Below are 26,081 nucleotides of genomic sequence, written 5' to 3'. Positions count from 1 at the left end.
CTTCGACGCCGATCGGGGATAAATCCCCTCGCCACAAATGCTACTGAAATCAGGAAAGTAATGACCTCACTGACCCTCACCAACCTCGCCTGGACACCGCTGGGCCACGGCCACTGCCATCACCAGTTCCAACTGCGTGACGCCTCCTTGCAAGTGGCTGCCGGTGAGTTCGTCGGGCTGATCGGTCCCAATGGCAGCGGCAAGACCAGCCTGTTGCGCTGCGCCTACCGCTTCAGCCAACCGGAAAGCGGTGAGGTCAGTCTCGATCACTACAACGTCTGGAAGCAGTCCTCGCGCTGGTGCGCGCAACGCATCGCCGTGGTCCTGCAGGAGTTCCCCGACGCCTTCGGCCTGACCGTCGAAGAAGTCGTCGCCATGGGCCGCACGCCGCACAAGGGTCTGTTCGATGGCGAAACCCTCGAGGACCGCAACCTCGCCACCCAGGCGCTCAAATCGGTAGGCCTCGAAGGCTTCGAAGACCACGCCTTCGCCACCCTTTCCGGCGGTGAAAAACAGCGGGTGATTCTCGCCCGCGCCCTGACCCAGCAACCGCAACTGCTGATCCTCGACGAGCCGACCAACCACCTCGACCCGCGTTATCAGCTGGAACTGCTGCAACTGGTCAAACGTCTGCAAATCGGCACGCTGGCGAGCATTCACGACCTGAACCTCGCTGCTGCTTTCTGCGACCGACTCTATGTGATCAACCACGGACGCATCGTCGCCAGCGGCACGCCGCAAGAAGTGCTCACCACCGAACTGCTGCGCGAGGTGTTCGGCGTCGAGGCATTGATCGACTCCCACCCCCTTCACGGCTACCCGCGAATCACCTGGATAACCCGACCATGACTGTGCGTTCCCTGCTTTGCGTCGCTCTTCTGTTGTGCAGTGCCCAGGCGCTGGCCGAGGCCACGGAGTACCCGCTGACCATTCAGAGCTGCAACCGCGAAGTGACCTTCAAGCAAGCGCCGCAACACGCGGTCAGCCACGACATCAACATGACCCAGATGATGCTCGCCCTCGGCCTGAAGTCGCGCATGGCCGGTTACAGCGGCGTCAATGGCTGGAAGTCAGTGACGCCCGACATGCAGTCGTTGCTCGACGGTTTGCCAGAGCTGGCGGCGAAATATCCGTCGGTGGAAACCCTGCTCAATGCCAACGTCGATTTTTTCTTCGCCGGCTGGGATTACGGCATGCGCGTCGGCGGCGATCTCACCCCGCAAACCCTGCAACCGCTGGGCATCAATGTGTATGAGTTGACCGAGTCCTGCGCGTTCGTGATGAAGCGCCCGGCCGCATCGCTTGAAGACACTTACAACGATCTGCGCAACCTCGGCAAAATCTTCGACGTGCAGGATCGCGCCAATGCGCTGATCGCCCGGATGCAGGCGCAAGTCGCCGACGTGCGCAAAGACCTGCCCGCCGAAAAACCGCGGGTTTTCCTCTACGACAGCGGCGAAGACCGCGCCATGACTTCCGGCCGCCTCGGCATGCCGCAGGCGCTGATCGACGCGGCGGGCGGGCGTAATATTCTCGATGACGTCGAAGCGAGCTGGACGCGGGTCAATTGGGAGACCGTGGTCGAGCATAATCCGCAGGTCATCGTGATCGTCGACTACAGCGAAATCACTGCCGAGCAGAAGATTGAATTTCTGCTGAACAACAAAGCCCTGCAATCGGTGGACGCGATCAAGAACCAGCGCTTCATCGTCATTCCGTATGTGCAGGCCACGCCGGGGATCGACAACGTGCTGGCGGTGGAAACCCTGGCCAAAGGTTTCCACGGCGAATGATCAACCGTCGCTACGCCCTGCTGCTGATCGCCCTCGGCGCCGTGTTGCTGGTGTCGTGCGTGGTGTCGCTCGGCTTCGGCCCCGCGCGGGTGCCGGTGGACGTGGTGTGGCGTATTTTGCTGCACAAGACGCTAGGCATTGGCGAGGTGGACTGGAGCGCCGGGCAGGAACACATCGTCTGGCTGATCCGCGTGCCGCGCATGTTGCTCGGCGCGCTGGTGGGCGCCGGTCTGGCGCTGATCGGCGCGGTGTTGCAAGCGGTGACGCGCAATCCTCTGGCCGATCCTCATCTGCTTGGCGTGACATCAGGGGCGACATTGGGCGCGGTGATCGTGGTGCTGCATGTCGGTGAAATCATCGGCCTGCTGACCTTGCCGATTGCCGCATTCATCGGCGCCCTGCTGAGCATGCTGGTAGTGCTGGCGATTGCCAGTCGGCAGGGCCGGCTCGACAGTGACCGCCTGTTGTTGTGCGGCGTGGCGGTGTCGTTCGTGATGATGGCGATTGCCAATCTACTGCTGTTCATGGGCGACCATCGCGCCAGTTCAGCGGTGATGTTCTGGATGCTCGGCGGCCTCGGGCTGGCGCGTTGGGAGTTGCTGGCGGTGCCGGCAGCGAGCGTGCTGCTCGGGTTGATCTTGCTGCTGGGCATGGCCCGCCCATTGAACGCGCTGATGGCCGGCGAACAGACTGCCGTCACCCTCGGTTTGAATGCTCGCTCGGTGCGCTTGCGGGTCTTTGTCATCGCCTCGCTGATGACCGGTGTGCTGGTGTCGATCAGTGGCTCGATCGGTTTTGTCGGGCTGATGGTGCCGCACATTGCCCGACGTCTGGTGGGTGCCGAACACCGGCGATTGCTGCCGGCGTGCGTGTTGCTGGGGAGCGTGTTTCTGATCTGGGTCGACGTCGCCGCCCGCACAATGATCGCCCCCGAAGACCTGCCCATCGGCGTCGCCACTGCCGCAATCGGTGGGCTGTTCTTCATCGGTCTGATGCGCCGCCGCTGAACCAACACAGATCAAAAATGTGGGAGCGAGCCTGCTCGCGAATACGGTGTGTCATTCACCAGTGATGTTGACTGACACGATCTATTCGCGAGCAGGCTCGCTCCCACATTTGATTTGTAGTGAGCGTAAAATCGCGCCCCAATCTGGCGCGGCCGCCTGCACCAACGCTCCCTCCGCGTTCCTTCATGGTGCATCGCGACCGCGCACAACCGCTCTAAACCGACGTTTTCCTGCCCATCCCCGACCGGGCACAGCCCTTGCAAAACACCCTTCAGTCGTCCGCATCTGCCAACCATAAAAAACTTTAACGTTCATGGAGATCGCACAATGAAGCGTCGCAGTTTGATCAAGGCTTTCACACTCACGGCATCCATTGCCGCGATGAGCATGACCTGGACTGTCCAGGCCGCCGAGACCATCAAGGTCGGTATCCTGCATTCGTTGTCCGGCACCATGGCGATCTCTGAAACGTCGCTCAAAGACATGGCGCTGATGACCATCGACGAGATCAACGCCAAGGGCGGGGTGAACGGCAAGATGCTCGAACCGGTGGTGGTTGACCCTGCATCCAACTGGCCGCTGTTCGCCGAAAAGGGCCGGCAGTTGCTGACACAAGACAAGGTCGCGGTGGTGTTCGGCTGCTGGACCTCGGTGTCGCGCAAATCGGTGCTGCCGGTGTTCGAAGAGCTCAATGGTCTGCTGTTCTACCCGGTGCAGTACGAAGGCGAAGAGATGTCGCCGAACGTCTTCTACACCGGCGCCGCGCCGAACCAGCAAGCGATCCCGGCGGTTGAATACCTGATGAGCGAAGAAGGCGGCAGCGCCAAGCGCTACTTCCTGCTCGGCACCGACTACGTCTACCCGCGCACCACCAACAAGATTCTGCGTTCGTTCCTGCATTCCAAAGGCGTGGCCGACAAGGACATCGAAGAGGTCTACACCCCGTTCGGTCACAGCGACTATCAAACCATCGTCGCCAACATCAAGAAATTCTCGGCCGGCGGCAAGACGGCCGTTATCTCCACGGTCAACGGCGACTCCAACGTGCCGTTCTATAAAGAGCTGGCCAACCAGGGTCTGAAAGCTACCGACGTACCGGTCGTGGCGTTCTCGGTCGGCGAAGAAGAACTGCGCGGCATCGACACCAAACCGTTGGTGGGCAACCTCGCGGCGTGGAACTACTTCGAGTCGGTGGAGAACCCGCAGAACAAGAAATTCGTCGCTGACTGGAAAGCCTACGCGAAGAAACACAACCTGCCTGGCGCTGACAAAGCGGTGACCAACGATCCGATGGAGGCCACGTATGTCGGCATCCACATGTGGGCGCAAGCGGTAGAGAAAGCCAAATCCACTGACGTCGACAAGGTTCGCGAAGCACTCGCCGGCCAGACCTTTGCCGCGCCGTCCGGCTACACCCTGACCATGGACAAGACCAATCACCACCTGCACAAACCGGTGATGATCGGCGAGATTCAGAGCGACGGTCAGTTCAACGTGGTGTGGCAGACCGAGGGACCGATCCGTGCGCAGCCGTGGAGCCCGTTTATCGATGGCAATGACAAGAAGCCGGATTATGCGGTGAAGAGCAACTGAGCCATTGGCTGTCAGGCCTGAGCAAAGGGCTTGAGCCTGACACCAATCCTGTGGGAGCTGGCTTGCCAGCGATGGCCTCACCTCGGTCCAACATGTACACCGAGTCGCCTGCATCGCTGGCAAGCCAGCTCCCACAAAATCCAAGCAAGGCGACTCTTTATGCCCACTGCCATCTACCGCTTTTTTCTCGCCATCGCACTCTTGTTGCCGATGGCCGCCCACGCCGGCGATGCCGAAGACTTCGTCGCGGCCAATCCCGTGCAACAGGCGAAACTGCTCGAAGCCTGGGCCGCGCAGCCCGACCCGGCCCGTATCGAACTGATCAACGCCCTGCAACAAGGCGAACTGACCGTCGACGGCCAAGCGAAAACCCTGCGCCTGAACAATCGCCTGCGGGGTCTGATCGACACTGCCATGGCCAGCCACCAATTGCTCGCCGCCGACGCCAAAATCCGTCTGACTGCCGCGCAGCAATTGCAGAAAAGCGCGAAACCCGCGCAGCTGAAATTCCTCGACCAGCAACTGGCTGGCGAAAAAGACGAGAGTGTTCACGCCGCCCTGAGTTTGGCGCTGGCCAATCTGCAATTGGTCGACAGCGACCCGACCGTGCGCCTCGCCGCCGTGCGTCTGCTCGGCGAAACCGGCGATCCACTGGCCCGTACGCGCCTCGAAGGTTTGCTCGAACCCGGCGTCGAAACCGATGCCAATGTGCGTACCGCCGCCGAAACCAGCCTCGCCCAGGTCAAACGCAAACTGTTGATCGGCGAGATCCTCGGCCAAGCCTTCAGCGGCATGTCGCTCGGTTCGATTCTGCTGCTCGCGGCGCTCGGTCTGGCCATCACCTTTGGCCTGCTCGGGGTGATCAACATGGCCCACGGCGAGATGCTGATGCTCGGCGCCTACTCGACGTATGTGGTGCAGCTGATGTTCCAGCGTTATGCACCGCAGGCCATCGAGTTCTATCCGCTGATCGCCTTGCCGGTGGCATTTTTCGTCACCGCCGCCATTGGCATGGCGCTGGAGCGCACGGTGATTCGTCACCTCTACGGCCGACCACTGGAAACGCTGCTCGCGACGTGGGGCATCAGCCTGATGCTGATTCAATTGGTGCGCTTGTTGTTCGGCGCGCAGAACGTCGAAGTGGCGAACCCGGCGTGGCTGTCCGGCGGGATTCAGGTGTTGCCGAACCTGGTGCTGCCGTACAACCGCATCGTCATCATCGCCTTCGCCTTGTTTGTGGTGGTGCTGACCTGGCTGCTGCTGAACAAGACCCGCTTGGGCCTCAACGTTCGTGCCGTCACCCAGAACCGCAACATGGCCGCTTGCTGCGGCGTACCCACCGGGCGTGTCGACATGCTCGCTTTCGGTCTCGGTTCAGGCATCGCCGGCCTCGGCGGCGTGGCGCTGAGCCAGATCGGCAACGTCGGCCCGGATCTGGGCCAGAGCTACATCATCGACTCGTTTCTGGTGGTGGTACTGGGCGGGGTCGGTCAACTGGCCGGCAGCGTGCTCGCCGCGTTCGGCCTCGGTATCGCCAACAAGATTCTTGAACCGCAGATCGGTGCGGTGCTCGGCAAGATCCTGATCCTCGCGCTGATCATTCTGTTTATCCAGAAACGTCCGCAAGGTCTCTTCGCATTGAAAGGACGGGTGATCGACTGATGAACCAGCCTCTGTTAGTCACGGCCACACAAAAGGCCGGGCCAAAAGTCACGATCGCGGTCGGCGCGGTGATTCTTGCCCTGTTGATCGCCCTGCCGTTGTTGTCCTTGCTACCGGCAGAAAGTGCCCTGCATATTTCGGCCTACACCCTGACACTGGTCGGCAAGATTCTTTGCTACGCCATCGTCGCTCTGGCGCTGGATCTGGTCTGGGGTTACGCCGGTTTGCTGTCCCTGGGCCACGGGTTGTTCTTCGCGCTCGGCGGTTATGCGATGGGCATGTACCTGATGCGTCAGGCCGCCGGTGATGGTTTGCCGGCGTTCATGACCTTCCTGTCGTGGACTGAGCTGCCGTGGTACTGGACCGGCACCAGCAGCTTCGTCTGGGCCATGTGTCTGGTGGTGCTGGCGCCGGGATTGCTCGCGCTGGTGTTTGGCTTTTTCGCCTTCCGCTCGCGGATCAAGGGCGTGTATTTCTCGATCATGACCCAGGCCCTGACCTTCGCCGGCATGCTCCTGTTTTTCCGCAACGAAACCGGGTTCGGCGGCAACAACGGCTTCACCAATTTCCGCACGATTCTCGGTTTCGGCATCACCGAACCGGGGACCCGTGCGGTGCTGTTTCTCGCCACGGTGTTGTTGCTGGTGGCCAGTCTGTTCATCGGTTGGCGTCTGGCGCAGAGCAAGTTCGGGCGGGTGCTGACCGCGCTGCGCGATGCGGAAAACCGCTTGATGTTCTGCGGCTACGACCCGCGCGGTTTCAAATTGTTTGTCTGGGTGTTGAGCGCCGTCCTGTGCGGTCTGGCCGGGGCGTTGTACGTGCCGCAGGTCGGGATCATCAACCCGAGCGAAATGTCACCGACCAACTCCATCGAAGCGGCAGTCTGGGTCGCCCTCGGCGGTCGCGGCACCTTGATCGGTCCCCTGCTCGGGGCCGGCGTGGTCAACGGCATGAAGAGCTGGTTCACCGTGGCCTTCCCCGAATACTGGCTGTTCTTCCTCGGCGCGCTGTTCATCGTCGTGACGCTGTACCTGCCCAAAGGCGTGATTGGCCTGCTGAAGAAACGAGGTGAGCAATGAGAGTGACAGCGAGCGCCGAATTCATGCTGGAACCCGCCTTTTTCCCTGTCGAACCGAACAAGGATGCCGGCACCAGCCGTGACTCCATCGGCCTCGGCCAAAGCGCCGGCCCGGGGCTCGACACTCGCCACGGCACGATCCTGACCCTGGAAGACATCAGCGTCAGCTTCGACGGTTTCCGCGCGTTGAACAATCTCAACCTGTACATCGGCGTCGGCGAATTGCGCTGCATCATCGGCCCCAACGGCGCCGGTAAAACCACGTTGATGGACGTGATCACCGGTAAGACTCGCCCCAGCCACGGCAAGGCCTGGTTCGGCGAAACCCTCGACCTGACGCAGATGAGCGAAGTGCAGATCGCCCAGGCCGGGATCGGTCGCAAGTTCCAGAAACCCACCGTGTTCGAGGCCTTGAGCGTGTTTGAAAACCTCGAACTGGCGCAGAAGACTGACAAATCGGTGTGGGCCAGTTTGCGTGCGCGCCTGAGCAGCGAGCAGAAGGATCGCATCAGCGAAGTGCTGGAGACGATTCGCCTGACCACCTCGGTCAACCGCCCGGCGGGCCTGTTGTCCCACGGCCAGAAGCAGTTTCTGGAAATCGGCATGTTGCTCATGCAGGACCCACAACTGTTGCTGCTCGACGAACCGGTGGCGGGCATGACCGACGCCGAAACCGAATTCACCGCCGAGCTGTTCAAGTCGCTGGCCGGCAAACATTCGCTGATGGTGGTGGAACACGACATGGGCTTTGTCGGCTCGATTGCCGACCACGTCACCGTGCTGCACCAGGGCAGCGTACTGGCCGAAGGCTCGCTTGAGCAGGTGCAGGAAAACGAGCGGGTGATCGAGGTCTACCTCGGCCGCTGAACTGCAAAAACCTATCAAAACTGTGGGAGCTGGCTTGCCAGCGATGAGGTCGACACATCCAGCATTGATGCCGACTGATCCACCGCTATCGCTGGCAAGCCAGCTCCCACAGGGTTCTGTGTGCAACAGAAGGAATTTGAGAATGCTGCAAGTCGACAAGCTGCATCAGTACTACGGCGGTAGCCACATCCTCCGTGGCCTCAGTTTCGACGTGAAAGTCGGCGAAGTCACTTGCCTGCTCGGCCGTAACGGCGTCGGCAAGACCACCCTGCTCAAATGCCTGATGGGTTTGCTCCCGGCCAAGGAAGGCGCGGTGAATTGGGAGGGCAAACCGATCACCACGTTCAAGCCGCACCAGCGTGTGCACGCCGGGATCGCCTATGTGCCACAAGGCCGGGAAATCTTCGGTCGGCTGACCGTGGAAGAAAATCTGCTGATGGGTTTATCACGCTTTCCCGGCAGCGAAGCGAAAGAGGTGCCAGGTTTCATCTACGAATTGTTCCCGGTGCTGCTACAAATGAAGCAGCGTCGCGGCGGCGATCTGTCCGGTGGGCAACAACAGCAATTGGCGATTGGCCGCGCACTGGCCAGCCGTCCGCGTTTGCTGATCCTCGACGAACCCACCGAAGGCATTCAACCCTCGGTGATCAAAGAGATCGGCGCGGTGATCAAGAAGCTCGCGGCGCGCGGCGACATGGCGATTCTGCTGGTCGAGCAGTTCTACGATTTCGCCGCTGAGCTGGCCGATCAATACCTGGTGATGTCCCGGGGTGAGATCGTGCAGCAGGGTCGCGGTGAAAATATGGAAGCCGAAGGTGTGCGCGGGCTGGTAACGATCTAGTACAACGAACTAATCTGTAGCTTCCTAACGATAATTACAAATCATGAATTCGACTGTTTCACCTGCCCTGTTTACCCCGAGCTGGCACGCCGAGCTGGAACTGGCCTACGCCCGTTTCGACGACTGCACGCGCCCGGTCATGCGTCGGCACCTCGGCCCGCTGCGGGTGCAAAAGCATCTGTACGCCGAAGGCCCCGAAGTCTGCCAACACATCATCGTCCACCCACCGGGCGGGATTGCTGGCGGTGACCGACTGGATATCAGCGCCCGCGTAGAACACAACGCCTGGGCGCAGATCACCAGCCCCGGCGCAGCCAAGTGGTATCGCGCCGGGGGACCCGCTTATCAGAAGCTCGACTTGCGGGTAGCGGCCGGGGCGACACTGGAATGGTTGCCGCAAGAGACCATCGTCTACAGCGCCGCTCAGGCCGAACTGACCACCTCGATTGACCTGGAAGGTGACGCCCGGCTGTTCTACTGGGACGTGGTGGCGCTGGGTCGCCCGGCCAGTGGCGAGCGCTTCGACCTCGGGCATTTTCAAGCGCATCTGGATATTCGTCGCGACGGTCGATTGCTCTGGCATGAACGTCAGCGCATTGTCGGCGACGACGGTTTGCTTGATTCGCCGATTGGTCTGGATGGCAATCCGGTGTTTGCGACGCTGCTGGTAACGGGTGAAATCGATGCTGAACTGCTGGAGCGTTGCCGCTCGCTGAATCACCAGGTACGCGGGGATCTGACCCAGTTGCCGGGTTTGCTGGTCGCCCGATGCCTGGCCAGTGAAGCGCTGTTGGCTCGTGGCTGGCTCATCGATTTATGGCGATTGCTAAGACCCGCCCTGCTAGGACGAGAAGCCCGACCACCACGAATCTGGAGTACTTGAAGGCCCCCCTCACCCCCCGCCCTCTCCCGGGGTAGAGGGAGCCTGACCGAGTTGTCTGGAAAGAATTTTGCAGTCTCAAAAAACATGACTGACTGGCCCGGCCTCAACAATCAACCGCGATCAGTCCCCTCTCCCTCCGGGAGAGGGCTAGGGTGAGGGGTGGTTCCAACTGGCACCGCGCTCACCGCAACAACCACACAAATCTGCCCATATGGATTTCAAACGATGGACCTGACCCCACGCGAAAAAGACAAGCTGTTGATCTTCACCGCCGGCCTCGTCGCCGAGCGGCGTTTGGCCCGTGGTGTGAAGCTCAACTACCCGGAAGCCATGGCCTACATCTCCGCAGCCTTGCTCGAAGGTGCCCGTGATGGTCAGACCGTGGCCGAGCTGATGCACTACGGCACCACCCTGCTCAGCCGTGAGCAAGTGATGGAAGGCATCCCGGAAATGATCCCGGAGATCCAGGTCGAAGCGACGTTCCCCGACGGCACCAAACTGGTCACCGTCCACCAACCGATCGTCTGAGGCCGCGCCATGACTTACAGCATTCGCGATGCTTTACATGCCGACCTGCCGGCGATCCGCGACATCTATAACGACGCCGTGCTCAACACCACGGCGATCTGGAACGAGTCGGCCGTCGACCTCGGCAATCGTCAGGCGTGGTTCAGTGCCCGCCAAGCGCAGGCCTATCCGATCCTGGTGATCGTCGACAGCGACAACAGCGTGCTCGGCTACGCTTCCTACGGTGACTGGCGACCATTCGACGGTTTCCGCCACACCGTCGAACACTCGGTCTACGTACGCAGCGATCAGCGCAGCAATGGCCTGGGGCCCAAGCTGATGACGGCATTGATCGACCGCGCGAAACGCGGCGGCAAACACGTGATGGTCGCCGCCATCGAAAGCGGTAACGCCGCCTCGATTCGTCTGCATGAACGCGCCGGATTCGTCACCACCGGGCAGATGCCGCAAGTCGGCACCAAGTTCGGCCGCTGGCTCGACCTGACCTTCATGCAACTGATCCTCAACCCTGGCGCGGAGCCGCCCGATACCAACAAGGAGTGACACCGATGAACCCTGCCCAACTGCGACGCGTCAATGCGGAAAGTTTTGCGCACTATCGTCAGGGCCTGATTGACCTGCTGCTGGATGCCGTGGGTTATGGCGCCAGCGTCGGCTTCATGGCCGACCTCGATGCCGCTCAGGCCCGCGCCTATTTCGATGACGTTCAACAACAAGTGAACAAGGGCAGCGTGTTGCTGTGGGTGGTGGTCAAGGACGAGCAGGTGCTGGCCAGTGTGCAACTGGGCCTGTGCCAGAAGGCCAACGGCCTCAATCGCGCCGAGGTGCAAAAACTGCTGGTGCGTGAACACGCCCGCCGGCGCGGTCTCGGTCAGCAACTGATGCAGGCGCTGGAGCAGGAAGCCCCCAAGCACAAGCGCGGCATGCTCTACCTCGACACAGAAGCGGGTTCGCCGGCTGAAGATTTCTACAAGGCCCTGGGTTACACCCGCGCCGGGGAAATCCCCGATTACGCCTGCGACCCGAATGGCACGTATCGAGCGACCGCCCTCTATTACAAGATTCTGCAAGGAGCCCAGTGATGATTCCTGGCGAGTATCAGATCCAGCCCGGCGACATCGAGCTCAATGTCGGCCGCCGCACCGTCAGCCTGAAAGTCGCCAACAGCGGCGACCGGCCGATCCAGGTCGGCTCGCACTTTCACTTTTTCGAAACCAACGACGCTTTGACCTTTGATCGCGCCGCGAGTCGCGGCATGCGCCTGAACATTCCGGCGGGCACGGCGGTGCGCTTTGAACCGGGGCAGAGCCGCGAGGTTGAGTTGGTCGATTACGCCGGGCATCGGCGGGTGTTCGGCTTTGCCGGGCGGGTTATGGGTGAACTCGACTAACTGATCGTTCCCACGCTCCGCGTGGGAATGCATCCCGTGACGCTCCGCGTCACATAACGGCGGACGCAGAGCGTCCATGGCGGCATTCCCACGCAGAGCGTGGGAACGATCAACTAAGGCAGACACATGAAAATCTCCAGACAAGCCTACGCCGACATGTTCGGCCCCACCGTCGGCGACAAGGTGCGCCTGGCCGACACCGAACTGTGGATCGAAGTTGAAAAAGACTTCACCACCTACGGCGAAGAAGTGAAATTCGGCGGCGGCAAAGTGATCCGCGACGGTCAGGGCCAAAGCCAGTTGCTGGCCGCCGAAGTCGTCGACACGCTGATCACCAACGCTTTGATCATCGACCACTGGGGCATCGTCAAAGCCGACGTCGGTCTCAAGGACGGGCGCATCGCCGCCATCGGCAAGGCCGGTAATCCGGACGTGCAGCCCGGCGTGAGCATCGCCATCGGCGCCAGCACCGAAGTGATCGCCGGTGAAGGCATGATCCTCACCGCCGGCGGCATCGACACGCACATCCACTTCATTTGCCCGCAGCAGATCGAAGAAGCGCTGATGAGCGGCGTCACCACCATGATCGGCGGCGGCACCGGGCCTGCCACCGGCACCAACGCAACGACGTGCACTTCCGGGCCATGGCACCTGGCGCGCATGCTGCAGGCCGCCGATGCCTTCCCGATGAACATCGGCCTTACCGGCAAGGGCAACGCCAGTTTGCCGGAGCCGTTGATCGAGCAGGTCAAGGCCGGCGCCATCGGCCTCAAGCTGCACGAAGACTGGGGCACCACGCCGGCGAGCATCGACAACTGCCTGAGCGTCGCCGACCAGTACGACGTGCAGGTGGCGATCCACACCGACACCCTCAACGAATCCGGTTTTGTCGAGACCACCCTCGGCGCGTTCAAGGGCCGCACCATCCACACCTATCACACCGAAGGGGCCGGCGGCGGTCATGCGCCGGACATCATCAAGGCCTGCGGTTTCCCCAACGTATTGCCGAGTTCGACCAACCCGACCCGACCGTTCACTCGCAACACCATCGACGAACACCTCGACATGCTGATGGTCTGCCACCACCTCGACCCGAGCATTGCCGAAGACGTCGCGTTTGCCGAAAGCCGCATCCGCCGCGAAACGATTGCCGCCGAAGACATCCTCCACGATCTCGGCGCGTTCTCGATGATCAGCTCCGACAGCCAGGCCATGGGCCGCGTCGGCGAAGTCATCACGCGCACCTGGCAGACCGCCGACAAGATGAAAAAGCAGCGCGGCCCGCTGCCGCAGGACGGCGAAGGCAACGACAACTTCCGCGCCAAACGCTACATCGCCAAATACACGATCAACCCAGCCATCACCCACGGCATCAGCCATGAAGTCGGTTCGATCGAAGTGGGTAAGTGGGCGGATCTGGTGCTCTGGCGTCCAGCGTTCTTCGGCGTCAAACCGACGTTGATTCTCAAGGGTGGCGCCATTGCGGCGAGCTTGATGGGTGACGCCAATGCCTCGATTCCAACGCCGCAACCGGTGCATTACCGCCCGATGTTCGCCAGCTATGGTGGCTCGTTGCATGCGACCAGCCTGACCTTCATCAGCCAGGCGGCGCAGGAAGCCGGATTGCCGCAAGCTCTGGGGCTGAAGAAGAAAATCGCCGTGGTCAAAGGTTGCCGCGAGGTGCAGAAAACCGACCTGATCCACAACGACTACCTGCCGAACATTGATGTTGATCCGCAGACTTATCAGGTCAAGGCAGACGGCGTGTTGCTGTGGTGTGAGCCGGCTGAAACTTTGCCGATGGCGCAGCGGTACTTTTTGTTCTGACAACAAAAAAGGCCCTTCGGGGCCTTTTGCTTATCTGTCAGTTACACCGCGTTTTCGTTCATCGCTGGCATGCCAGCTCCCACAGGGTTCTGAGTTGAAACAGGGATTTAAACTCGACGCAGGACTTGTGGGAGCTGGCTTGCCAGCGATGAGGCCAGATCAGCCCCACAAAACCTTCAGACAACCTACTCGCCCACCAACCGCCCCAGACGCTGGCGCAACATGCGGTTCTCGGCACGCAGTTCGCGCAACTCTTCGAGCAGATCCAGCGCGAGAGCGACGCCCTCCCACTCCAGGTCCAGATCACGCCGCAGCTTGGCGGCGCGCTTGGCCAGGGCCAGTTCGTAATCGGTGAAACGCCATTCCCGGGGCTGCTTGCCCTGAGGTTCGAGGATGCCGTGTTCGACGATTTCGATCACGTAGACGTCCGACAAATCGGCCGCCTCACAGAATTCTGCCATGTCCAGTTGAACGATCAGGGGGCTGCTCATGATGGGCTACTCCGTCGTCGGATTCAGAAGTTCTCTCGCGGATTGAAGGCGGCTTTCTTCGCCAGTTCCTGCCACAGCGCCTTGACCTCATCGTCGGACGCTTTCGGCATCACGGCTTTGAGTTGCACAAACAGGTAACCGCGCTCGCCCGCCTTGTTTTTCAGACCATGACCCTTGGCGCGCATGCGCTGGCCATTCTGGCTGCCGGCCGGGACCTTGAGGTTGATCTTGCCGGTCAGGGTCGGTACGGCCACTTCAGCGCCCAGCGCCAGCTCCCACGGCGCCAGCGGCAGCGTGATGATCAGGTTTTCGCCTTCGACATCGAATTTCGGATGCGGCGCAAAACGAATCGTCAGGTACAGATCGCCATTCGCCCCGCCACCGACGCCCGGTGCGCCCTGGCCCTTGAGGCGAATGCGCTCGCCGTCGGTCACGCCGGCCGGGATCTTCACGTTCAGGCTCTTGCTGGTGTTGCTGACGTGCTGGCCGTTGGCGTTGTATTGCGGCACCTGGAAGGTGACCTTCTTCGACTCGTTCGACAGCGTCTCCTCGAGGAAGATTGGCAGTTCCATTTCCACGTCTTGCCCTCGGCGCCCTGCACTGCGTTGTTGCCGACCTTCACCGCCACCGAAACCGGGGCCGCGATTGCCGAAGATCGAACTGAAGAAGTCCGAGAAGTCACCGGTGTCGCCACCGCCGCCGCCAAAACCGCCACGGCTCTGCCAGCCCGGTGGGCCCTGAAACGGCTGACCGTGCTGGCCGTAGCGGCGCAGTTCGTCGTATTCGGCGCGTTTGTCGGCGCTTTTCAGCGCTTCATAGGCCTCCGAGGCGTCCTTGAACTTGGCCTCGGCGTCTTTTTCCTTGCTGACATCGGGGTGGTATTTGCGCGCCAGCTTGCGATAGGCCGCCTTGATCGCCTTATCGTCAGCCGTCGGCTCCACGCCGAGTATCTTGTAATAGTCTTTGAAGTCCATTGAAGGAATCACCATCCGTTATCGATTTCGCGCCGATGCCAGCATGCGCCGATTCGCGCGTGCCAGGTTGACCGATCTCAAGTTTGTGACCGGGTGGCGCAGCAGAAGTTTATCGGCAGTGGACGGCGGTTCTTGCGACCGCCGGTGGTTCTGCCGGCCCATGCCAGCAAGTTTGGGGCAAAGCCTGGACTTTCAACCCAGTCTAGTCGCGAAATAGCTGATGACCGGCCTTCGATTCTGCCGCGCACTGACATACACTGCGCGGCCGTTTTTTTGACCGGAACCGAAAGACATGAAAGACGCCTCTCCAGCCCGTGCCTGCGGCATCGACTTCGGCACGTCCAACTCCACCGTCGGCTGGCTGCGCCCCGGCATGGAAACGATGATCGCGCTGGAAGACGACAAGATCACTCTGCCGTCGGTGGTCTTCTTCAACATCGAGGAACGCCGCCCGGTGTACGGTCGTCTGGCGCTGCACGAGTACCTGGAAGGCTACGAAGGCCGCCTGATGCGCTCGTTGAAGAGCCTGCTCGGTTCCAAGCTGATCAAGCACGACACCAGCGTGCTCGGCACGGCGATGCCGTTCAAGGACTTGCTCGGCCTGTTTATCGGCCAGTTGAAGAGCCGCGCCGAAACGGCCGCCGGTCGGGAATTCGAACAAGTAGTGCTCGGCCGCCCGGTGTTCTTCGTCGATGACGATCCGCTGGCTGACCAGGAAGCCGAAGACACCTTGGTCGATGTGGCGAAGAAGATCGGTTTCAAAGAGGTGTCGTTCCAGTACGAACCGATTGCGGCAGCCTTCGACTACGAGTCGACCATCGAAAAGGAAGAGCTGGTACTGATCGTCGACATCGGCGGTGGTACGTCCGACTTCTCGCTGGTGCGCCTGTCGCCCGAGCGTCGTGGTCTCGATAACCGTCACGACGACATCCTCGCCACCGGCGGCGTGCACATCGGCGGGACCGACTTCGATAAACAATTGAGCCTGCAAGGCCTGATGCCACTGTTCGGCTACGGCAGCCGCATGAAGAGCGGCGCCTACATGCCGACCAGCCACCACATGAACCTGGCGACCTGGCACACCATTAACTCGGTGTACTCGCAGAAATCCAGCCTGGCGCTGGGCAGCATGCGCTACGACATCGAGGACACTGGCGGCATTGATCGCCTGTTCAAGTTGATCGAACAGCGCGCCGGGCACTGGCTGGCGATGGAAGTCGAAGAAACCAAGATCCAGCTGACCCACGCCGACAGCCGTCATGTGCCGCTGGACCGAATCGAGGCCGGGTTGAGCGTGGAACTGACTCGGGCGCTGTTTGAATCGGCCATCGATGCGCTGCTGGAGCGAGTGCGCGGCAGCGTCACGCAGTTGCTGAACGATGCCGGCGTGGCGGTGGAACAGGTCGATACGGTGTTCTTCACCGGCGGTTCGAGCGGGATTCCGGCGCTGCGCAACAGCGTTTCGGCGATGCTGCCGAATGCGCGGCATGTTGAAGGGAACATCTTTGGCAGCATCGGCAGCGGCTTGGCGATTGAAGCGATGAAACGCTACGGCTCCATGAACTGATCCGAGACCGCGTTGCGCCTATCGCTGGCAAGCCAGCTCCCACAGAATTGATACTGCACTCAAAAGCGGCGCATAACCTGTGGGAGCTGGCTTGCCAGCGATAGCATCAGTTCAGACAACACAGCTCTACCGGTTCAAACCATCCCGCCCAGCTTCAACTCACTCTTCAGATACGCGTAATAAATCGGTCCCGCCACCACCCCCGGCAGGCCGAACGCGGCCTCGAATACCAGCATCGCCAGCAGCAACTCCCACGACTTGGCACTGATCTGCCCGCCGACAATGCGGGCGTTGAGGAAGTATTCGAGCTTGTGGATAAAAATCAGATAGCCCAGTGCGGCAAGCGCCACCCAGATCGACAGCGACAGGCCGACGATGGTGATCAGCGTGTTCGACATCAGGTTGCCGATCACCGGCAACAGACCCAGCAGGAAGGTCAGCACGATCAGGGTCTTGGTCAGCGGCAGCTTGATGCCGAACATCGGCAGGATCACCGCGAGGAAGATCCCGGTGAAAACGGTATTGAGCAGGGAGATCTTGATTTGCGCGAAAACAATATTGCGAAATGCTTGCACCAGCAGGTGCAGACGGTCGAACAGCGCAGCGGCCAGCGGTTTACGCTTGGTGACGTCCGGCACCCGCTGCAACGCGATGATCGCGCCGAGCACCATACCGATCAGCAACGTCACGAACATGTGCGCCGCGTCCTTGCCCACCAGTTGCAGGTCGGCCAAGTGCTTGCTCGCCCATTCGCCAATCGCGACGCGAAATTCGGCGGCGCTGGCCGGCAGATAGGCGTCAATGAAGGGCGGCAACTGACCGCGTGCGCGATCGACCACGCCCATGAATTTGTCGAGCGAAGCCCCGGGATTTTCCGCCTCGTGCAGAAGGAAACTGATCGCCCCGGCAAAGATCAGCGCCAGCACGCTGACCACCAGCGTGCCCAGCAACGCTACCGCCAGCCAACGCGCGCGACGCCCTTCGATCAGGCGTTGCAGTTGTGGGGTGAGCATGTTGACCAGCTCGAACACCAGCAACCCGGCCAACAGACTGGGCAACAAGCGCAGCGGCAGCACCAGCAGCAAACCGCCGAAAATGATGATGCAACTGACCCAGAACACTACATGACGCTCAGAAAACGTTGGCATACAGCCTCAAAACGAACGGCGTAAAAGGATTGGCAGTCTGCCAGCGATCCGGGATGAGCACTAGAAATATGCGGGCCAACCCCACGGGCCCCATCGCTGGCAAGCCAGCTCCCACAGGTTAAGGGTCGTACACAAAATTTTGTGGCCCAACCGAAACCCTGTGGGAGCGGGCTTGCCCGCGATGGGGCCAGCCCAGACGCCACAGGACCAGAGTGATTATTTTTTCTTCAGGCAATCACTCATGAACGTCTTGCGCGCATCGCCGGTCAGGGCTTTGGTTTTCGCATCGGCGTTACAGGTTTTCATCTTTTCCTGCTGTGGGGTCAGGACCTTGGCGTCGTTGGCCGCTGGCGCCGCTTTCAGGCAGGTGCTCATGAAGGTTTTGCGCTCATCGCCCTTGAGGCTCTTGGCGGTCGCATCAGCATTGCAGGTGGTCATCTTGTTCTGTTGCGCCGTGGCGGCGAAACCCTGGGAACACAGGAGCAAACCAATCATCAACAAAGGGACACGCAACATCTTCATGGAGTTTTCTCCTTGTCGCCGCATCGATGGAGGCGGCCTCTGCAGGAGTGTAGCCAAATCCTGTTACATCTTCCTGCCTTCGAGGTGGCTGCGGCGGTACTGCTCCGGCGTGCATCCGGCCTGACGGGCAAACATGGCGATAAACGCCGAGCCACTGCTGTAGCCAAGGTCGAAAGCGATTTCCTGCACGCTGCGGGAAGTTTCCAGCGCTTCGATCGCGGCGAGATAACGCAGACGCTGGCGCCACTCGCCAAAACTCATCCCCAGTTCACGCACGAATTGCCGTGCCAGCGTGCGCTCGCTGACATGCACCTGCATCGCCCAGTGCGCCAGCGGCTGATTGTTGCCAGGCTCGGCCCGCAAGGTCTCGAGGATCGTCAGCAGACCGGGGCTGCTCGCATAGGGCAGATAGCACTCATGCACGGGGGCCTGTTGCAGTTGATCGACCAACACTTGAGCCAGACGCCGATCGGCGTCGAGTTCGGGAATCTTCACGTCACGGGCGGCGAAGTCCTTGAGAATCGCCTTGAGGATGTCGCTGATCGCCAGGGTGCAGGCACGTTGGGGCAATTCGGCACAGACCTTGGGATCAAGACACACCGCCCGATAGTTGACCGGTTGATGGCTATAGAAACTGTGCTCGACCTGGGGCGGCACCCACACCGCGTATTGCGGCGGCGACATGAAGCGGCTGCCGTCGACGTCCATGTGCAGCACGCCGTGAGCGGCGTATTCCAGCGTGCCCCACGGATGGCGATGCGGCGCGGCGAATTCGTGGGCGTTGAAATCGGCGTAACGGAAGTACACCGTCGACGGCAGTTCGCTGAAATCCAGCAGATCGATGTGTTTACTGTTCATGCTGTCCGGTTTCAGAGGCAGGTTGTCCGGTTCGAAGTATAGGCCTGCATCCAGACAAGGGATAATCACGCTTCATCAACGTACTGGTTTCAAACTCATGCAATACGCGTTTCCTCTGCTGGCGATCTTTATCTGGGCCGGCAATACCGTGATCAACAAACTCGCGGTCGGGGCGATTTTCCCGGCCGAGATCGGTTTCTACCGCTGGCTGCTCGCCGGCCTGCTATTCACGCCCTTCATGCTTAAAGCGGTTATCGCGCACTGGCCGCAGATTCGCCCGAACCTTGGCAAGATTTTCATCCTCGGCGTACTCGGCATGGCGGTGTATCAAAGCCTCGCCTACTTCGCTGCGACCCTGACCACTGCGACCAACATGGGCATCATCCTCTCGCTGATGCCGTTGATGTCGCTGGCCATGGCGATCATCAGCCTCGGTCAGCGCCTGACAGCGGGCGCGTTGTTTGGCGCGGTGCTGTCGTTTGCCGGCGTGCTGGTGGTGGTGTCGTCCGGCAGTCTCAGTGCGTTGTTGCAGCACGGGGTGAATATGGGTGACGCGATGATGCTGATCGCGACCCTGGCCTACGCGATCTACAGCACCTTGCTGAAAAAATGGCAGCTGCGTCTGCCACCGCTGGTGTTGCTGTATTTGCAGGTGCTGGTGGCGATTGTGGTGTTGTTTCCGCTGTACGCCACTTCACCGAAAACCGGACTGACGCTGCAGAACATTCCGCTGGTGCTGTACGCGTGCCTGTTGGCTTCGATGGTGGCACCGCTGGCGTGGATGCAGGCTGTGCAGCGTCTGGGGCCGAGCCGCACGACGCTGTTCTTTAACTTGCTGCCGTTGATCACGGCGCTGATTGCGGCGGTGGTGCTTAAAGAACAACTGGCGATGTATCACTTGGTCGGTGGCTTGCTGACCTTGGGCGGGGTGATTCTTTCCGAGCGCTGGACCACCGTGTTGGGACGAAAACTCAGCGTTGCCTGATCAGGCCTCATCGCTGGCAAGCCAGCTCCCACAGGGTTGGGGTCGAACACAAATTTTGTGAACGCCCAAATCAATGTGGGAGCTGGCTTGCCAGCGATGAACGATAACCCGGTGTGCCTGCTAAACCCCGGCAGCCTTGAGCCGCGCCGCATGCTCGACAAACAGCCGCACCGGATCGGCGCCCTTGCCGACCAATCCCAGCGACTGATTGATGATGTCGAAATGATCCAGCGGATAGTCATCGCCAATCACCGTCCCAAGATGCGAGCTGTAACGCCCGACCATCCCGTCACACTGCCCCGTTTCCCGCACAAAGGTTTTCGCGAACAAACGACAGCTGCGATTGGTCCCGTCAAACAAGTTGCCGCCGCGATCAGTCTTGCCCGGCTGCAACGTCCCCGACCATGAGTAATACCGCACGCCGTTGACCTCCTCCGGCCCGTGCCCGCCCCACGTTTGCGGCAAGCCCTGTGGATAACGCTGATTGAACAGCGCCACGCCCTCGGTGGTCAGCGACTGGTGCGAAGCGTGGATATCCACCGGCAGTTTCGGCCCGTGATATCCGGTTTCCAGTAAAGCCATCAGCCAGCCGACCAAGCGCAACAGTGCTTCAAGGATGCGCCCCTTGGCCGTGTCCGCCGGATAGTGTCTCTGCAGATAGTCGGCCAGTTCCGAACCATGGTTGGGCCCGGCCACCGAAGTCACCGAGGCCACTAGATCAGGGCGTTTCGCGGCGGCGTAACGGGCAGTGAGAGAACCCTGACTGTGACCAAACAGATTGACCTTCGCGGCGCCGGTTTCGCGCAGGATTTCATCGATCCGCGCCAGCAATTGCTCGCCGCGCACCTCGGTCGAATTCAGCGGCGAGACCTGCACGGCAATCACCGTCGCCCCACCCCGGCGCAACGCCTTGATGATCCCGTACCAGTACGGATAAATGATCAGCCGGATAAACCCGAGCATGCCCGGCACCAGCACCAGTGGATAACGCGTCGACATGGGCGGACATCCTTGTGATCAGTGAGTGGCTGCAAGGCGTGCAAAACGCCCGCCAAGCATCCTTGCTGATGATGACAACTCGATGAGCAGCCTACTTCAGCCCCACCACTCCCGCCACAATCAGGCCGACCGACAGCAGTTTGACCAGCGTCAGGCTCTCGCCGAGCAGGACAAAGCCGAGAAACACCGTGCCCAACGAACCGATGGCGGTCCAGATCGGATAGGCGATGCTCACTGGCAAATCACGCATGGCCAGGGTCAGGAACCCGATCCCGCCGACCGCCGCGATCACCGTGGTCAACGAAGGCCACAGCCGAGTGAAGCCTTCGGCGTACTTCATGCCCATCGCAAAAGTCACCTCAAACCCCGCCGCGATCAGCAGGAACAACCAGGCCACCTAGAACTCCCGGGCCAGGTCGAGCAAGCGCTGCTCGGCCTCGGCCACCGACACCGCGAAGGTGCGCTCGGCAGACTCTTCACCCTCGGCGGCGACTACGATGACGTCGTTGATGCCGACGAAACCCAGGGCGGTGCGCAACCATGGATCGGCATGGTTGAGCGCCTCCAGCTCGCCGCCCGGGCCGAAACCGAAACCGCCACGACTGGTGACGATCAAGGCTTTCTTGCCCTGCAACAGCGGCGTGTACTGAGCGACACCGTTGTCCAGCGTGTGATCGAAGGTCAGGCCCAGCCGCACGATCTGATCGACCCAGGCCTTGAGGCCACTGGGCACGCTGAAGTTGTACATCGGCGTGGAAATCAGCAGCAGGTCGTGATCGAGCAATTCGCCGACCAGTTGATCACTCAGCGCCAGATCGGCCTGCATCGACAGCGGCCGCGCCTCAGGCTGTGGATAAAACGCCGCCGCAACGAAGGCTTCGTTGACCGCTGGAATCAGTGCGCGGCCGACTTCGCGTCGGGTCACCTGCGACTGCGGATGACGCAATTGCCAGGCACCGAGAAAACCTTCCGCCAGACGTCGCGAGTGCGAACGTTCCCCGCGAGGACTGGCATGGATCACAAGAATCTTGCTCATCTGAAACTCCTTGGGACTAGACTTTGGTTGCTGTGTGGCTGCAGATTGCAGCGCACTTGCATACGTCTCAAATGAGCAAAAATCAGTCGGGATGAATCCATTTCATCCATGGAGTGTTCAATGTTCGCCTCGTTGCCGCTGACCGCCCTGCGCGCGTTCGAATCCGCCTCGCGTCTGCTGAGCTTCAAGGCTGCCGCCGAAGAACTGGCGGTGACGCCGACAGCGATTTCCCATCAGATCCGTGCGTTGGAGGACTGGCTCGGCGTCGCTCTGTTCGAACGTATGCCGCGCCAGGTGCGCCTGACCGAAGGTGGCGAACGCCTGTTCCGCAGCCTGCACGGCGCCTTTCTCGAAGTGGCGCAAAGCGTCGACACCCTGCGCCCGCAACGCAGCGCCAGCAGCCTGACGCTGTCGACCACCGCCGCGTTCGCCGCGCTGTGGCTGGTGCCGCGCCTCGGCCGCTTTTATGCGAAACACCCGGCCATCAATGTGCGTCTGGATACGCACTGCGAAGTCATCGATCTGCATCAGGACGCCAGCGTCGATCTGGTGCTGCGCTATAGCCTCGACGATTATCCGAACCTGTATGGCTTGTGCCTGTTCGACGAATCCTTCGGCGTCTACGGCTCGCCGGAGCAAGTGGCGCTGGCCGCTCGGCGCACGCCGACGCTGATCAGCGTGCGCTGGCACAACTCGAAGCTGTACGCCCATGGCTGGGAACCCTGGTGCGCGAAGTCCGGCGAGAACTGGCTGCACCAGCATCCGGCGGTTCGTGAATACGATGAGGAACACTACGCGCTGCAAGCGGCGATTGCCGGGCAGGGGCTGGTGTTGGCGAGCAATATTCTGCTGTCGGAGAGCGTCGCCAGTGGTTTGCTGGTGCCTTACAAAGGTGATGTTCAGGTCGATGGCGCGGGCTATAGCGCGTTGTGTGTGCCGGGGCGGGAGCGGCATCCGCCGGTACGCGCTTTTTTTGCGTGGTTGCAGGAGGAGGCGGTTTTGTCAGGGCTGACGCCGAGACCGCAACAAATTGCATAAAACTTTTTGCCGCGCGCATGACTCACAACCTGGGTAGGCGATTACGTCCGTAGAACGTGACGCCAATCGGATTAGCCTCCAGGAGACTGAAATGAGCGACCTGCATTTGTCTGATGTTCAAACCCTGCGCGAGCGCGCACGGCAACACGTGGAAAACGGCGCGGTGACCGAGAGCTACAGCGCCAACCGTGAAGAGGTGCTGCGTTTGCTCAATGAATCGCTGGCCACTGAACTGGTCTGCGTCTTGCGCTACAAACGTCACTACTTCATGGCCAGCGGTCTGAAAGCCAGCACGGCCGCCGACGAGTTTCTCGAACATGCTATCCAGGAATCACAACACGCCGACCGTCTGGCCGAACGCATCGTGCAATTGGGCGGCGAGCCGGAGTTCAACCCTGACCTGCTGTCGAAGCTGTCCCACGCGCAATATGTGGCCGGGAACAGCTTGAAGGAAATGGTCTACGAAGACCTGGTGGCCGAGCGGATCGCCATCGACAGCTACCGCGAGATCATTCAGTACATCGGCGAAAAGGACCCGACCACTCGGCGCATCTTCGAAGACATCCTCGCGCAGGAAGAAGAGCATGCCGATGACATGGCCGACATCCTGAAAGACCTGTAAACCTTCGACATTGCCATCGCGGGCAAGCCCGCTCCCACAGGATTGCGCTGTACCTGTGGGAGCGGGCTTGCCCGCGATGGCGTCCTGACAGGCGCTGAAGAGTTACCAGGCTGAAGCGTTACTTCGTTGGCTTGACGGTCACTGGTGCCTTGCCCGCCTTCATCTGTTCCAGCAACGGCGCACATTGATTCGGTTCGCCACCACTCGGTGCGACCAGCGCCAGCAATCCTGCCGCGGGTGCCGCAATCACCCCCAGCGCGACCATCCCGGCCCCACGCAGCAACAACGGCACAGCCTTGACCCCCGCATCCGGTTTGATGAACTTGCCACGCACGTACAACGGCGAACGCAAGGAGATCAAACGCCATCCCTTGGATTCCGGCGTCACCGTCAGATCGAGTTGCTCGGTGGCCATGTTCGCCGTGCCATCGATATAGATAATCGCGTTCTCGGTATCGAAGACGAACAGCCGCGTAGTCGCTAGCCCGGTCTTGATGTCGAAGTCAGCCGCCGCACAGTTGATCTTCACTTCCTTGTCGCCAAAGATCTTGCCGACCACATAGTTGCCGACGTTAAGTCCGGCCAGTTCCATCAGTTCACGGCTGATCGCGCCATCATTGATCAGCATCTTCAGATTGCCGTTGGCCCCGCCCAGCAGCTTCGCCACCGAATTACCGCGACCAGTAATATCGGCGTCGCCATTCAGCTCACCGAAACTGGTTTTCATCGGTTCGAAGGTCGGGAACAGCTGCTTGAGCTTGAACCCGCGCGCGGTCAGTTTGGCGCGGCCTTCCAGTGGCTCGGTACGACCGTTGAGGCGGATCTGCGCATCGAGATTGCCACCGGCCACGCCGAAGCGCAGCGGTTCGAGGCTGAGCTCGCCATCATTGAGTTTCAGGTGGGTATAGAGGTCAGTGAAGGGCAGCTTTTCACTGTGAACGATGCGCTTGCCGGTGAACTCGACGTCGGCGTCCATTGCGCGCCAGCGGTCAGTCTTGAACTCCTCCACTGGCAGCACTTTGTCCGTCGGTTGCTTGCTCTCGCCGCCGCGAGCCTTTTGCTTGTCGTTGGAGTCGGCGCCAATCAGCGGCGCGAGGTCGGCGAACAGCAGTTGATTGGACAGCAGCGCCCCGCTGAGTTTGGGCCGTGGCTGACTGGCGACATAGTTGAGGTCGCCATGGATGTCGCTGCCGCCGATCTTGCCGTTGAATTTTTCATAGGTGAAATTCGCACCGCCAGCGTCGTGCAGTTTGGCAATCAAGTGGCCGTCGGTGGCATACGGCGGCGTGTCCGGCAGGGTCACGCCGGTCAAAGGATAGAGATTGCCGAGGCTGGCGCCGGCCAGTTTCAGACGCAGGTCGAGAGCGCCGAGGTTGAGTGGATCAGTCAGGGTGCCGGCCAGTTCGATACTGGTGTCGCCAATCTTAGCCTGCGCCTGTAGCGGGAAAGGTTTGCTCGCGTCCTGCAAGGCGAGCAGCCCGCCGAGCTTGCCCTGGCCAGTGAGATTCTGACCGTGATACTGACCTTTTACTTTCACCGCGAAGGCATAGTCCTGCGGTGCAGCACCCTTTTCCTGCGCGGTTTTCGCTGCTTTGTCACCGACGATTTCGCTGAATGGAATCGGCTTGCCCAGCGGATCGATCAGCACATCCAGATTGGTCTTGAGGGTCTGGTCATCAAGCGTGACGTGGCCCTTGTCGAACTTGATCGCGCCGATATCGACGACCCAGTTTGACGGTTCGGCATTCGGATCCTTGGGGTCGAACTTGAACGTCCAGTTCGCGCGGCCATCGGCCAGACGCTGCAACTCGGCGTTGGGTTCGGTCAGATCGATCCGCGGAATCACTACCCGTTGCGCCAACAGCGCCAGCGGCGAAATGCGCAGTTCGACGCGCTTGAGCGTGACCATCTGCGGCTTTTTCGACCAGTCCGGATTGCCCAGGCTCAAATCCTCGGCGACCACATGCGGCCACGGCACCCAGGCACGCCAGCCGCCCTCATCCGGCTCGCGCTGCCAGATCACCGCGAGGTTGCCGTTGATGGCAAACGGTCGGTGCAGCTCTTCCGAGACTTTGGCGTTGAGCGGCGGTTTGATCCGGTTCCAGTCGAAGAACACGATGACCAACACCAGCACGGCCAAAAGCAATACAAGGGTGGCGAAGGTCCAGCTGAAGATTTTTCCAGTGCGCGTCATGCACAAAACTCCTGATCACGACCGCACGCCGAAAACCCGGCGCACAGCTGAAACGGCGGGCCAAAGCGGCCCCTATGGAACCTGTGACTGGCAAAAGGCCCGCAGGTTTAATCAAAAGACAGATTCGGGCGCAAAAAGCCGCGCGAAATCTGACCAATCGGTCGAACAGCGTTACCGC

At 60.8% G+C, this 26,081-nt stretch carries 27 protein-coding genes; 18 read left to right on the top strand and 9 right to left on the bottom strand.

The features are described from left to right. The first annotated feature begins 60 nt into the window (after positions 1-60). The 14 genes from KI231_RS03180 to ureC all read left to right on the top strand — a co-directional run bounded on the left by KI231_RS03180 (position 61) and on the right by ureC (position 13,469). Entirely contained in the window at positions 61-849 is a 789-nt protein-coding gene (locus KI231_RS03180) for an ABC transporter ATP-binding protein (RefSeq protein ID WP_213027413.1), read from the top strand. Continuing rightward, positions 846-1,793: an ABC transporter substrate-binding protein gene (locus KI231_RS03175; RefSeq protein ID WP_213027412.1), complete on the top strand. Its 948-nt coding sequence runs from the start codon at positions 846-848 to the stop codon at positions 1,791-1,793. The genes KI231_RS03180 and KI231_RS03175 overlap by 4 nt, the downstream gene beginning before the upstream one ends. Next, the gene (locus KI231_RS03170; protein WP_103306106.1) at positions 1,790-2,800 is read left to right on the top strand and encodes a FecCD family ABC transporter permease; all 1,011 of its coding nucleotides are present in this window, start codon (positions 1,790-1,792) and stop codon (positions 2,798-2,800) included. The genes KI231_RS03175 and KI231_RS03170 overlap by 4 nt, the downstream gene beginning before the upstream one ends. A 327-nt stretch (positions 2,801-3,127) precedes the next feature. Continuing rightward, positions 3,128-4,393, top strand: a complete 1,266-nt coding sequence (urtA, locus tag KI231_RS03165) for an urea ABC transporter substrate-binding protein (protein ID WP_213027411.1) — start codon at positions 3,128-3,130, stop codon at positions 4,391-4,393. A 159-nt stretch (positions 4,394-4,552) separates the two neighbouring features. Further along, on the top strand, positions 4,553-6,055 hold the full coding sequence (gene urtB, locus KI231_RS03160; protein ID WP_213027410.1) for an urea ABC transporter permease subunit UrtB: 1,503 nt from the start codon (positions 4,553-4,555) through the stop codon (positions 6,053-6,055). After that, positions 6,055-7,134, top strand: a complete 1,080-nt coding sequence (urtC, locus tag KI231_RS03155) for an urea ABC transporter permease subunit UrtC (protein ID WP_213027409.1) — start codon at positions 6,055-6,057, stop codon at positions 7,132-7,134. The genes urtB and urtC overlap by 1 nt, the downstream gene beginning before the upstream one ends. Beyond that, on the top strand, positions 7,131-8,000 hold the full coding sequence (gene urtD / locus KI231_RS03150) for an urea ABC transporter ATP-binding protein UrtD (RefSeq protein WP_213027408.1): 870 nt from the start codon (positions 7,131-7,133) through the stop codon (positions 7,998-8,000). The genes urtC and urtD overlap by 4 nt, the downstream gene beginning before the upstream one ends. 142 nt (positions 8,001-8,142) lie before the next feature. Continuing rightward, on the top strand, positions 8,143-8,841 hold the full coding sequence (gene urtE / locus KI231_RS03145) for an urea ABC transporter ATP-binding subunit UrtE (RefSeq protein ID WP_103306101.1): 699 nt from the start codon (positions 8,143-8,145) through the stop codon (positions 8,839-8,841). Positions 8,842-8,884: 43 nt separating this feature from the next. Then, positions 8,885-9,724 (top strand): urease accessory protein UreD, encoded by an 840-nt coding sequence (locus KI231_RS03140; protein ID WP_213027407.1) that lies wholly within the window; start codon positions 8,885-8,887, stop codon positions 9,722-9,724. A 225-nt stretch (positions 9,725-9,949) separates the two neighbouring features. Then, positions 9,950-10,252 (top strand): urease subunit gamma, encoded by a 303-nt coding sequence (gene ureA / locus KI231_RS03135; RefSeq protein ID WP_003221215.1) that lies wholly within the window; start codon positions 9,950-9,952, stop codon positions 10,250-10,252. Between the two features lie 9 nt (positions 10,253-10,261). After that, a complete protein-coding gene (locus KI231_RS03130; protein WP_213027406.1) occupies positions 10,262-10,795 on the top strand; it encodes a GNAT family N-acetyltransferase in 534 nt (177 codons plus the stop codon). Positions 10,796-10,800: 5 nt separating this feature from the next. Beyond that, complete coding sequence (locus KI231_RS03125) at positions 10,801-11,334, top strand: GNAT family N-acetyltransferase (protein WP_103304711.1); 534 nt, start codon at positions 10,801-10,803, stop codon at positions 11,332-11,334. Continuing rightward, positions 11,334-11,642 carry an urease subunit beta gene (locus KI231_RS03120; protein ID WP_213027405.1) on the top strand — a complete coding sequence of 103 codons (309 nt, stop codon included), beginning with the start codon at positions 11,334-11,336 and terminating at the stop codon, positions 11,640-11,642. Before KI231_RS03125 ends, KI231_RS03120 begins: the two co-directional genes overlap by 1 nt. Before the next feature lie 126 nt (positions 11,643-11,768). Further along, on the top strand, positions 11,769-13,469 hold the full coding sequence (ureC, locus tag KI231_RS03115) for an urease subunit alpha (protein WP_213027404.1): 1,701 nt from the start codon (positions 11,769-11,771) through the stop codon (positions 13,467-13,469). A 185-nt stretch (positions 13,470-13,654) separates the two neighbouring features. Here the strand turns inward: ureC and KI231_RS03110 are convergent, their stop codons facing one another. Both KI231_RS03110 and KI231_RS03105 read right to left on the bottom strand, forming a co-directional pair. Then, positions 13,655-13,960, bottom strand: coding sequence for a chaperone modulator CbpM (locus KI231_RS03110; protein ID WP_213027403.1), 306 nt, complete (start codon positions 13,958-13,960; stop codon positions 13,655-13,657). 23 nt (positions 13,961-13,983) lie between these two features. Further along, positions 13,984-14,934 carry a DnaJ C-terminal domain-containing protein gene (locus tag KI231_RS03105; RefSeq protein WP_038360467.1) on the bottom strand — a complete coding sequence of 317 codons (951 nt, stop codon included), beginning with the start codon at positions 14,932-14,934 and terminating at the stop codon, positions 13,984-13,986. Positions 14,935-15,226: 292 nt separating this feature from the next. Here KI231_RS03105 and KI231_RS03100 point away from each other — a divergent pair, with 292 nt between their 5' ends. Then, complete coding sequence (locus KI231_RS03100) at positions 15,227-16,501, top strand: Hsp70 family protein (protein WP_103304707.1); 1,275 nt, start codon at positions 15,227-15,229, stop codon at positions 16,499-16,501. 134 nt (positions 16,502-16,635) lie between these two features. Here KI231_RS03100 and KI231_RS03095 read toward each other — a convergent pair whose 3' ends face one another. From KI231_RS03095 to KI231_RS03085, 3 genes are all read right to left on the bottom strand, one after another. Then, positions 16,636-17,649 (bottom strand): AI-2E family transporter, encoded by a 1,014-nt coding sequence (locus KI231_RS03095; protein ID WP_103304706.1) that lies wholly within the window; start codon positions 17,647-17,649, stop codon positions 16,636-16,638. Between the two features lie 216 nt (positions 17,650-17,865). Beyond that, positions 17,866-18,171 (bottom strand): PsiF family protein, encoded by a 306-nt coding sequence (locus KI231_RS03090; protein WP_003221193.1) that lies wholly within the window; start codon positions 18,169-18,171, stop codon positions 17,866-17,868. Between the two features lie 63 nt (positions 18,172-18,234). Next, a complete protein-coding gene (locus tag KI231_RS03085) occupies positions 18,235-19,029 on the bottom strand; it encodes an AraC family transcriptional regulator (protein WP_213027402.1) in 795 nt (264 codons plus the stop codon). A 97-nt stretch (positions 19,030-19,126) separates the two neighbouring features. Between KI231_RS03085 and KI231_RS03080 the strand changes: the two genes are divergently transcribed. Then, positions 19,127-20,014: a DMT family transporter gene (locus KI231_RS03080; RefSeq protein ID WP_103304705.1), complete on the top strand. Its 888-nt coding sequence runs from the start codon at positions 19,127-19,129 to the stop codon at positions 20,012-20,014. Between the two features lie 120 nt (positions 20,015-20,134). Here the strand turns inward: KI231_RS03080 and KI231_RS03075 are convergent, their stop codons facing one another. The 3 genes from KI231_RS03075 to KI231_RS03065 form a co-directional block, all read right to left on the bottom strand. After that, positions 20,135-21,013, bottom strand: a complete 879-nt coding sequence (locus KI231_RS03075) for an esterase/lipase family protein (protein ID WP_213027401.1) — start codon at positions 21,011-21,013, stop codon at positions 20,135-20,137. A gap of 91 nt (positions 21,014-21,104) precedes the next feature. Further along, positions 21,105-21,410, bottom strand: a complete 306-nt coding sequence (locus KI231_RS03070) for a DMT family transporter (protein WP_213027400.1) — start codon at positions 21,408-21,410, stop codon at positions 21,105-21,107. Then, on the bottom strand, positions 21,411-22,049 hold the full coding sequence (locus KI231_RS03065) for an FMN-dependent NADH-azoreductase (RefSeq protein ID WP_213027399.1): 639 nt from the start codon (positions 22,047-22,049) through the stop codon (positions 21,411-21,413). A gap of 108 nt (positions 22,050-22,157) precedes the next feature. On the opposite strand from KI231_RS03065, the gene KI231_RS03060 reads away from it, so the two are divergent. Together KI231_RS03060 and KI231_RS03055 are read left to right on the top strand one after the other, a co-directional pair. Next, positions 22,158-23,087: a LysR substrate-binding domain-containing protein gene (locus tag KI231_RS03060; RefSeq protein WP_213027398.1), complete on the top strand. Its 930-nt coding sequence runs from the start codon at positions 22,158-22,160 to the stop codon at positions 23,085-23,087. Positions 23,088-23,178: 91 nt separating this feature from the next. Continuing rightward, positions 23,179-23,709, top strand: coding sequence for a ferritin-like domain-containing protein (locus KI231_RS03055; RefSeq protein ID WP_103304701.1), 531 nt, complete (start codon positions 23,179-23,181; stop codon positions 23,707-23,709). 118 nt (positions 23,710-23,827) lie between these two features. Here the strand turns inward: KI231_RS03055 and KI231_RS03050 are convergent, their stop codons facing one another. After that, a complete protein-coding gene (locus KI231_RS03050; RefSeq protein ID WP_213027397.1) occupies positions 23,828-25,903 on the bottom strand; it encodes an AsmA family protein in 2,076 nt (691 codons plus the stop codon). Positions 25,904-26,081 lie beyond the last annotated feature (178 nt).

Origin of the sequence: Pseudomonas sp. Seg1 (genome assembly GCF_018326005.1) — a bacterium.
Classification (GTDB): Bacteria; Pseudomonadota; Gammaproteobacteria; order Pseudomonadales; family Pseudomonadaceae; genus Aquipseudomonas.
This window is presented reverse-complemented; position numbering and strand designations above follow the sequence as displayed.

Excerpts from the sequence above, each read along its gene's own strand:
- KI231_RS03180 (WP_213027413.1), top strand. The coding sequence starts at position 61 with ATGACCTCACTGACCCTCACCAACCTCGCCTGGACACCGCTGGGCCAC.
- KI231_RS03175 (WP_213027412.1), top strand. The coding sequence starts at position 846 with ATGACTGTGCGTTCCCTGCTTTGCGTCGCTCTTCTGTTGTGCAGTGCC.
- KI231_RS03170 (WP_103306106.1), top strand. The coding sequence starts at position 1,790 with ATGATCAACCGTCGCTACGCCCTGCTGCTGATCGCCCTCGGCGCCGTG.
- urtA (WP_213027411.1), top strand. The coding sequence starts at position 3,128 with ATGAAGCGTCGCAGTTTGATCAAGGCTTTCACACTCACGGCATCCATT.
- urtB (WP_213027410.1), top strand. The coding sequence starts at position 4,553 with ATGCCCACTGCCATCTACCGCTTTTTTCTCGCCATCGCACTCTTGTTG.
- urtC (WP_213027409.1), top strand. The coding sequence starts at position 6,055 with ATGAACCAGCCTCTGTTAGTCACGGCCACACAAAAGGCCGGGCCAAAA.
- urtD (WP_213027408.1), top strand. The coding sequence starts at position 7,131 with ATGAGAGTGACAGCGAGCGCCGAATTCATGCTGGAACCCGCCTTTTTC.
- urtE (WP_103306101.1), top strand. The coding sequence starts at position 8,143 with ATGCTGCAAGTCGACAAGCTGCATCAGTACTACGGCGGTAGCCACATC.
- KI231_RS03140 (WP_213027407.1), top strand. The coding sequence starts at position 8,885 with ATGAATTCGACTGTTTCACCTGCCCTGTTTACCCCGAGCTGGCACGCC.
- ureA (WP_003221215.1), top strand. The coding sequence starts at position 9,950 with ATGGACCTGACCCCACGCGAAAAAGACAAGCTGTTGATCTTCACCGCC.
- KI231_RS03130 (WP_213027406.1), top strand. The coding sequence starts at position 10,262 with ATGACTTACAGCATTCGCGATGCTTTACATGCCGACCTGCCGGCGATC.
- KI231_RS03125 (WP_103304711.1), top strand. The coding sequence starts at position 10,801 with ATGAACCCTGCCCAACTGCGACGCGTCAATGCGGAAAGTTTTGCGCAC.
- KI231_RS03120 (WP_213027405.1), top strand. The coding sequence starts at position 11,334 with ATGATTCCTGGCGAGTATCAGATCCAGCCCGGCGACATCGAGCTCAAT.
- ureC (WP_213027404.1), top strand. The coding sequence starts at position 11,769 with ATGAAAATCTCCAGACAAGCCTACGCCGACATGTTCGGCCCCACCGTC.
- KI231_RS03110 (WP_213027403.1), bottom strand. The coding sequence starts at position 13,960 with ATGAGCAGCCCCCTGATCGTTCAACTGGACATGGCAGAATTCTGTGAG.
- KI231_RS03105 (WP_038360467.1), bottom strand. The coding sequence starts at position 14,934 with ATGGACTTCAAAGACTATTACAAGATACTCGGCGTGGAGCCGACGGCT.
- KI231_RS03100 (WP_103304707.1), top strand. The coding sequence starts at position 15,227 with ATGAAAGACGCCTCTCCAGCCCGTGCCTGCGGCATCGACTTCGGCACG.
- KI231_RS03095 (WP_103304706.1), bottom strand. The coding sequence starts at position 17,649 with ATGCCAACGTTTTCTGAGCGTCATGTAGTGTTCTGGGTCAGTTGCATC.
- KI231_RS03090 (WP_003221193.1), bottom strand. The coding sequence starts at position 18,171 with ATGAAGATGTTGCGTGTCCCTTTGTTGATGATTGGTTTGCTCCTGTGT.
- KI231_RS03085 (WP_213027402.1), bottom strand. The coding sequence starts at position 19,029 with ATGAACAGTAAACACATCGATCTGCTGGATTTCAGCGAACTGCCGTCG.
- KI231_RS03080 (WP_103304705.1), top strand. The coding sequence starts at position 19,127 with ATGCAATACGCGTTTCCTCTGCTGGCGATCTTTATCTGGGCCGGCAAT.
- KI231_RS03075 (WP_213027401.1), bottom strand. The coding sequence starts at position 21,013 with ATGTCGACGCGTTATCCACTGGTGCTGGTGCCGGGCATGCTCGGGTTT.
- KI231_RS03065 (WP_213027399.1), bottom strand. The coding sequence starts at position 22,049 with ATGAGCAAGATTCTTGTGATCCATGCCAGTCCTCGCGGGGAACGTTCG.
- KI231_RS03060 (WP_213027398.1), top strand. The coding sequence starts at position 22,158 with ATGGAGTGTTCAATGTTCGCCTCGTTGCCGCTGACCGCCCTGCGCGCG.
- KI231_RS03055 (WP_103304701.1), top strand. The coding sequence starts at position 23,179 with ATGAGCGACCTGCATTTGTCTGATGTTCAAACCCTGCGCGAGCGCGCA.
- KI231_RS03050 (WP_213027397.1), bottom strand. The coding sequence starts at position 25,903 with ATGACGCGCACTGGAAAAATCTTCAGCTGGACCTTCGCCACCCTTGTA.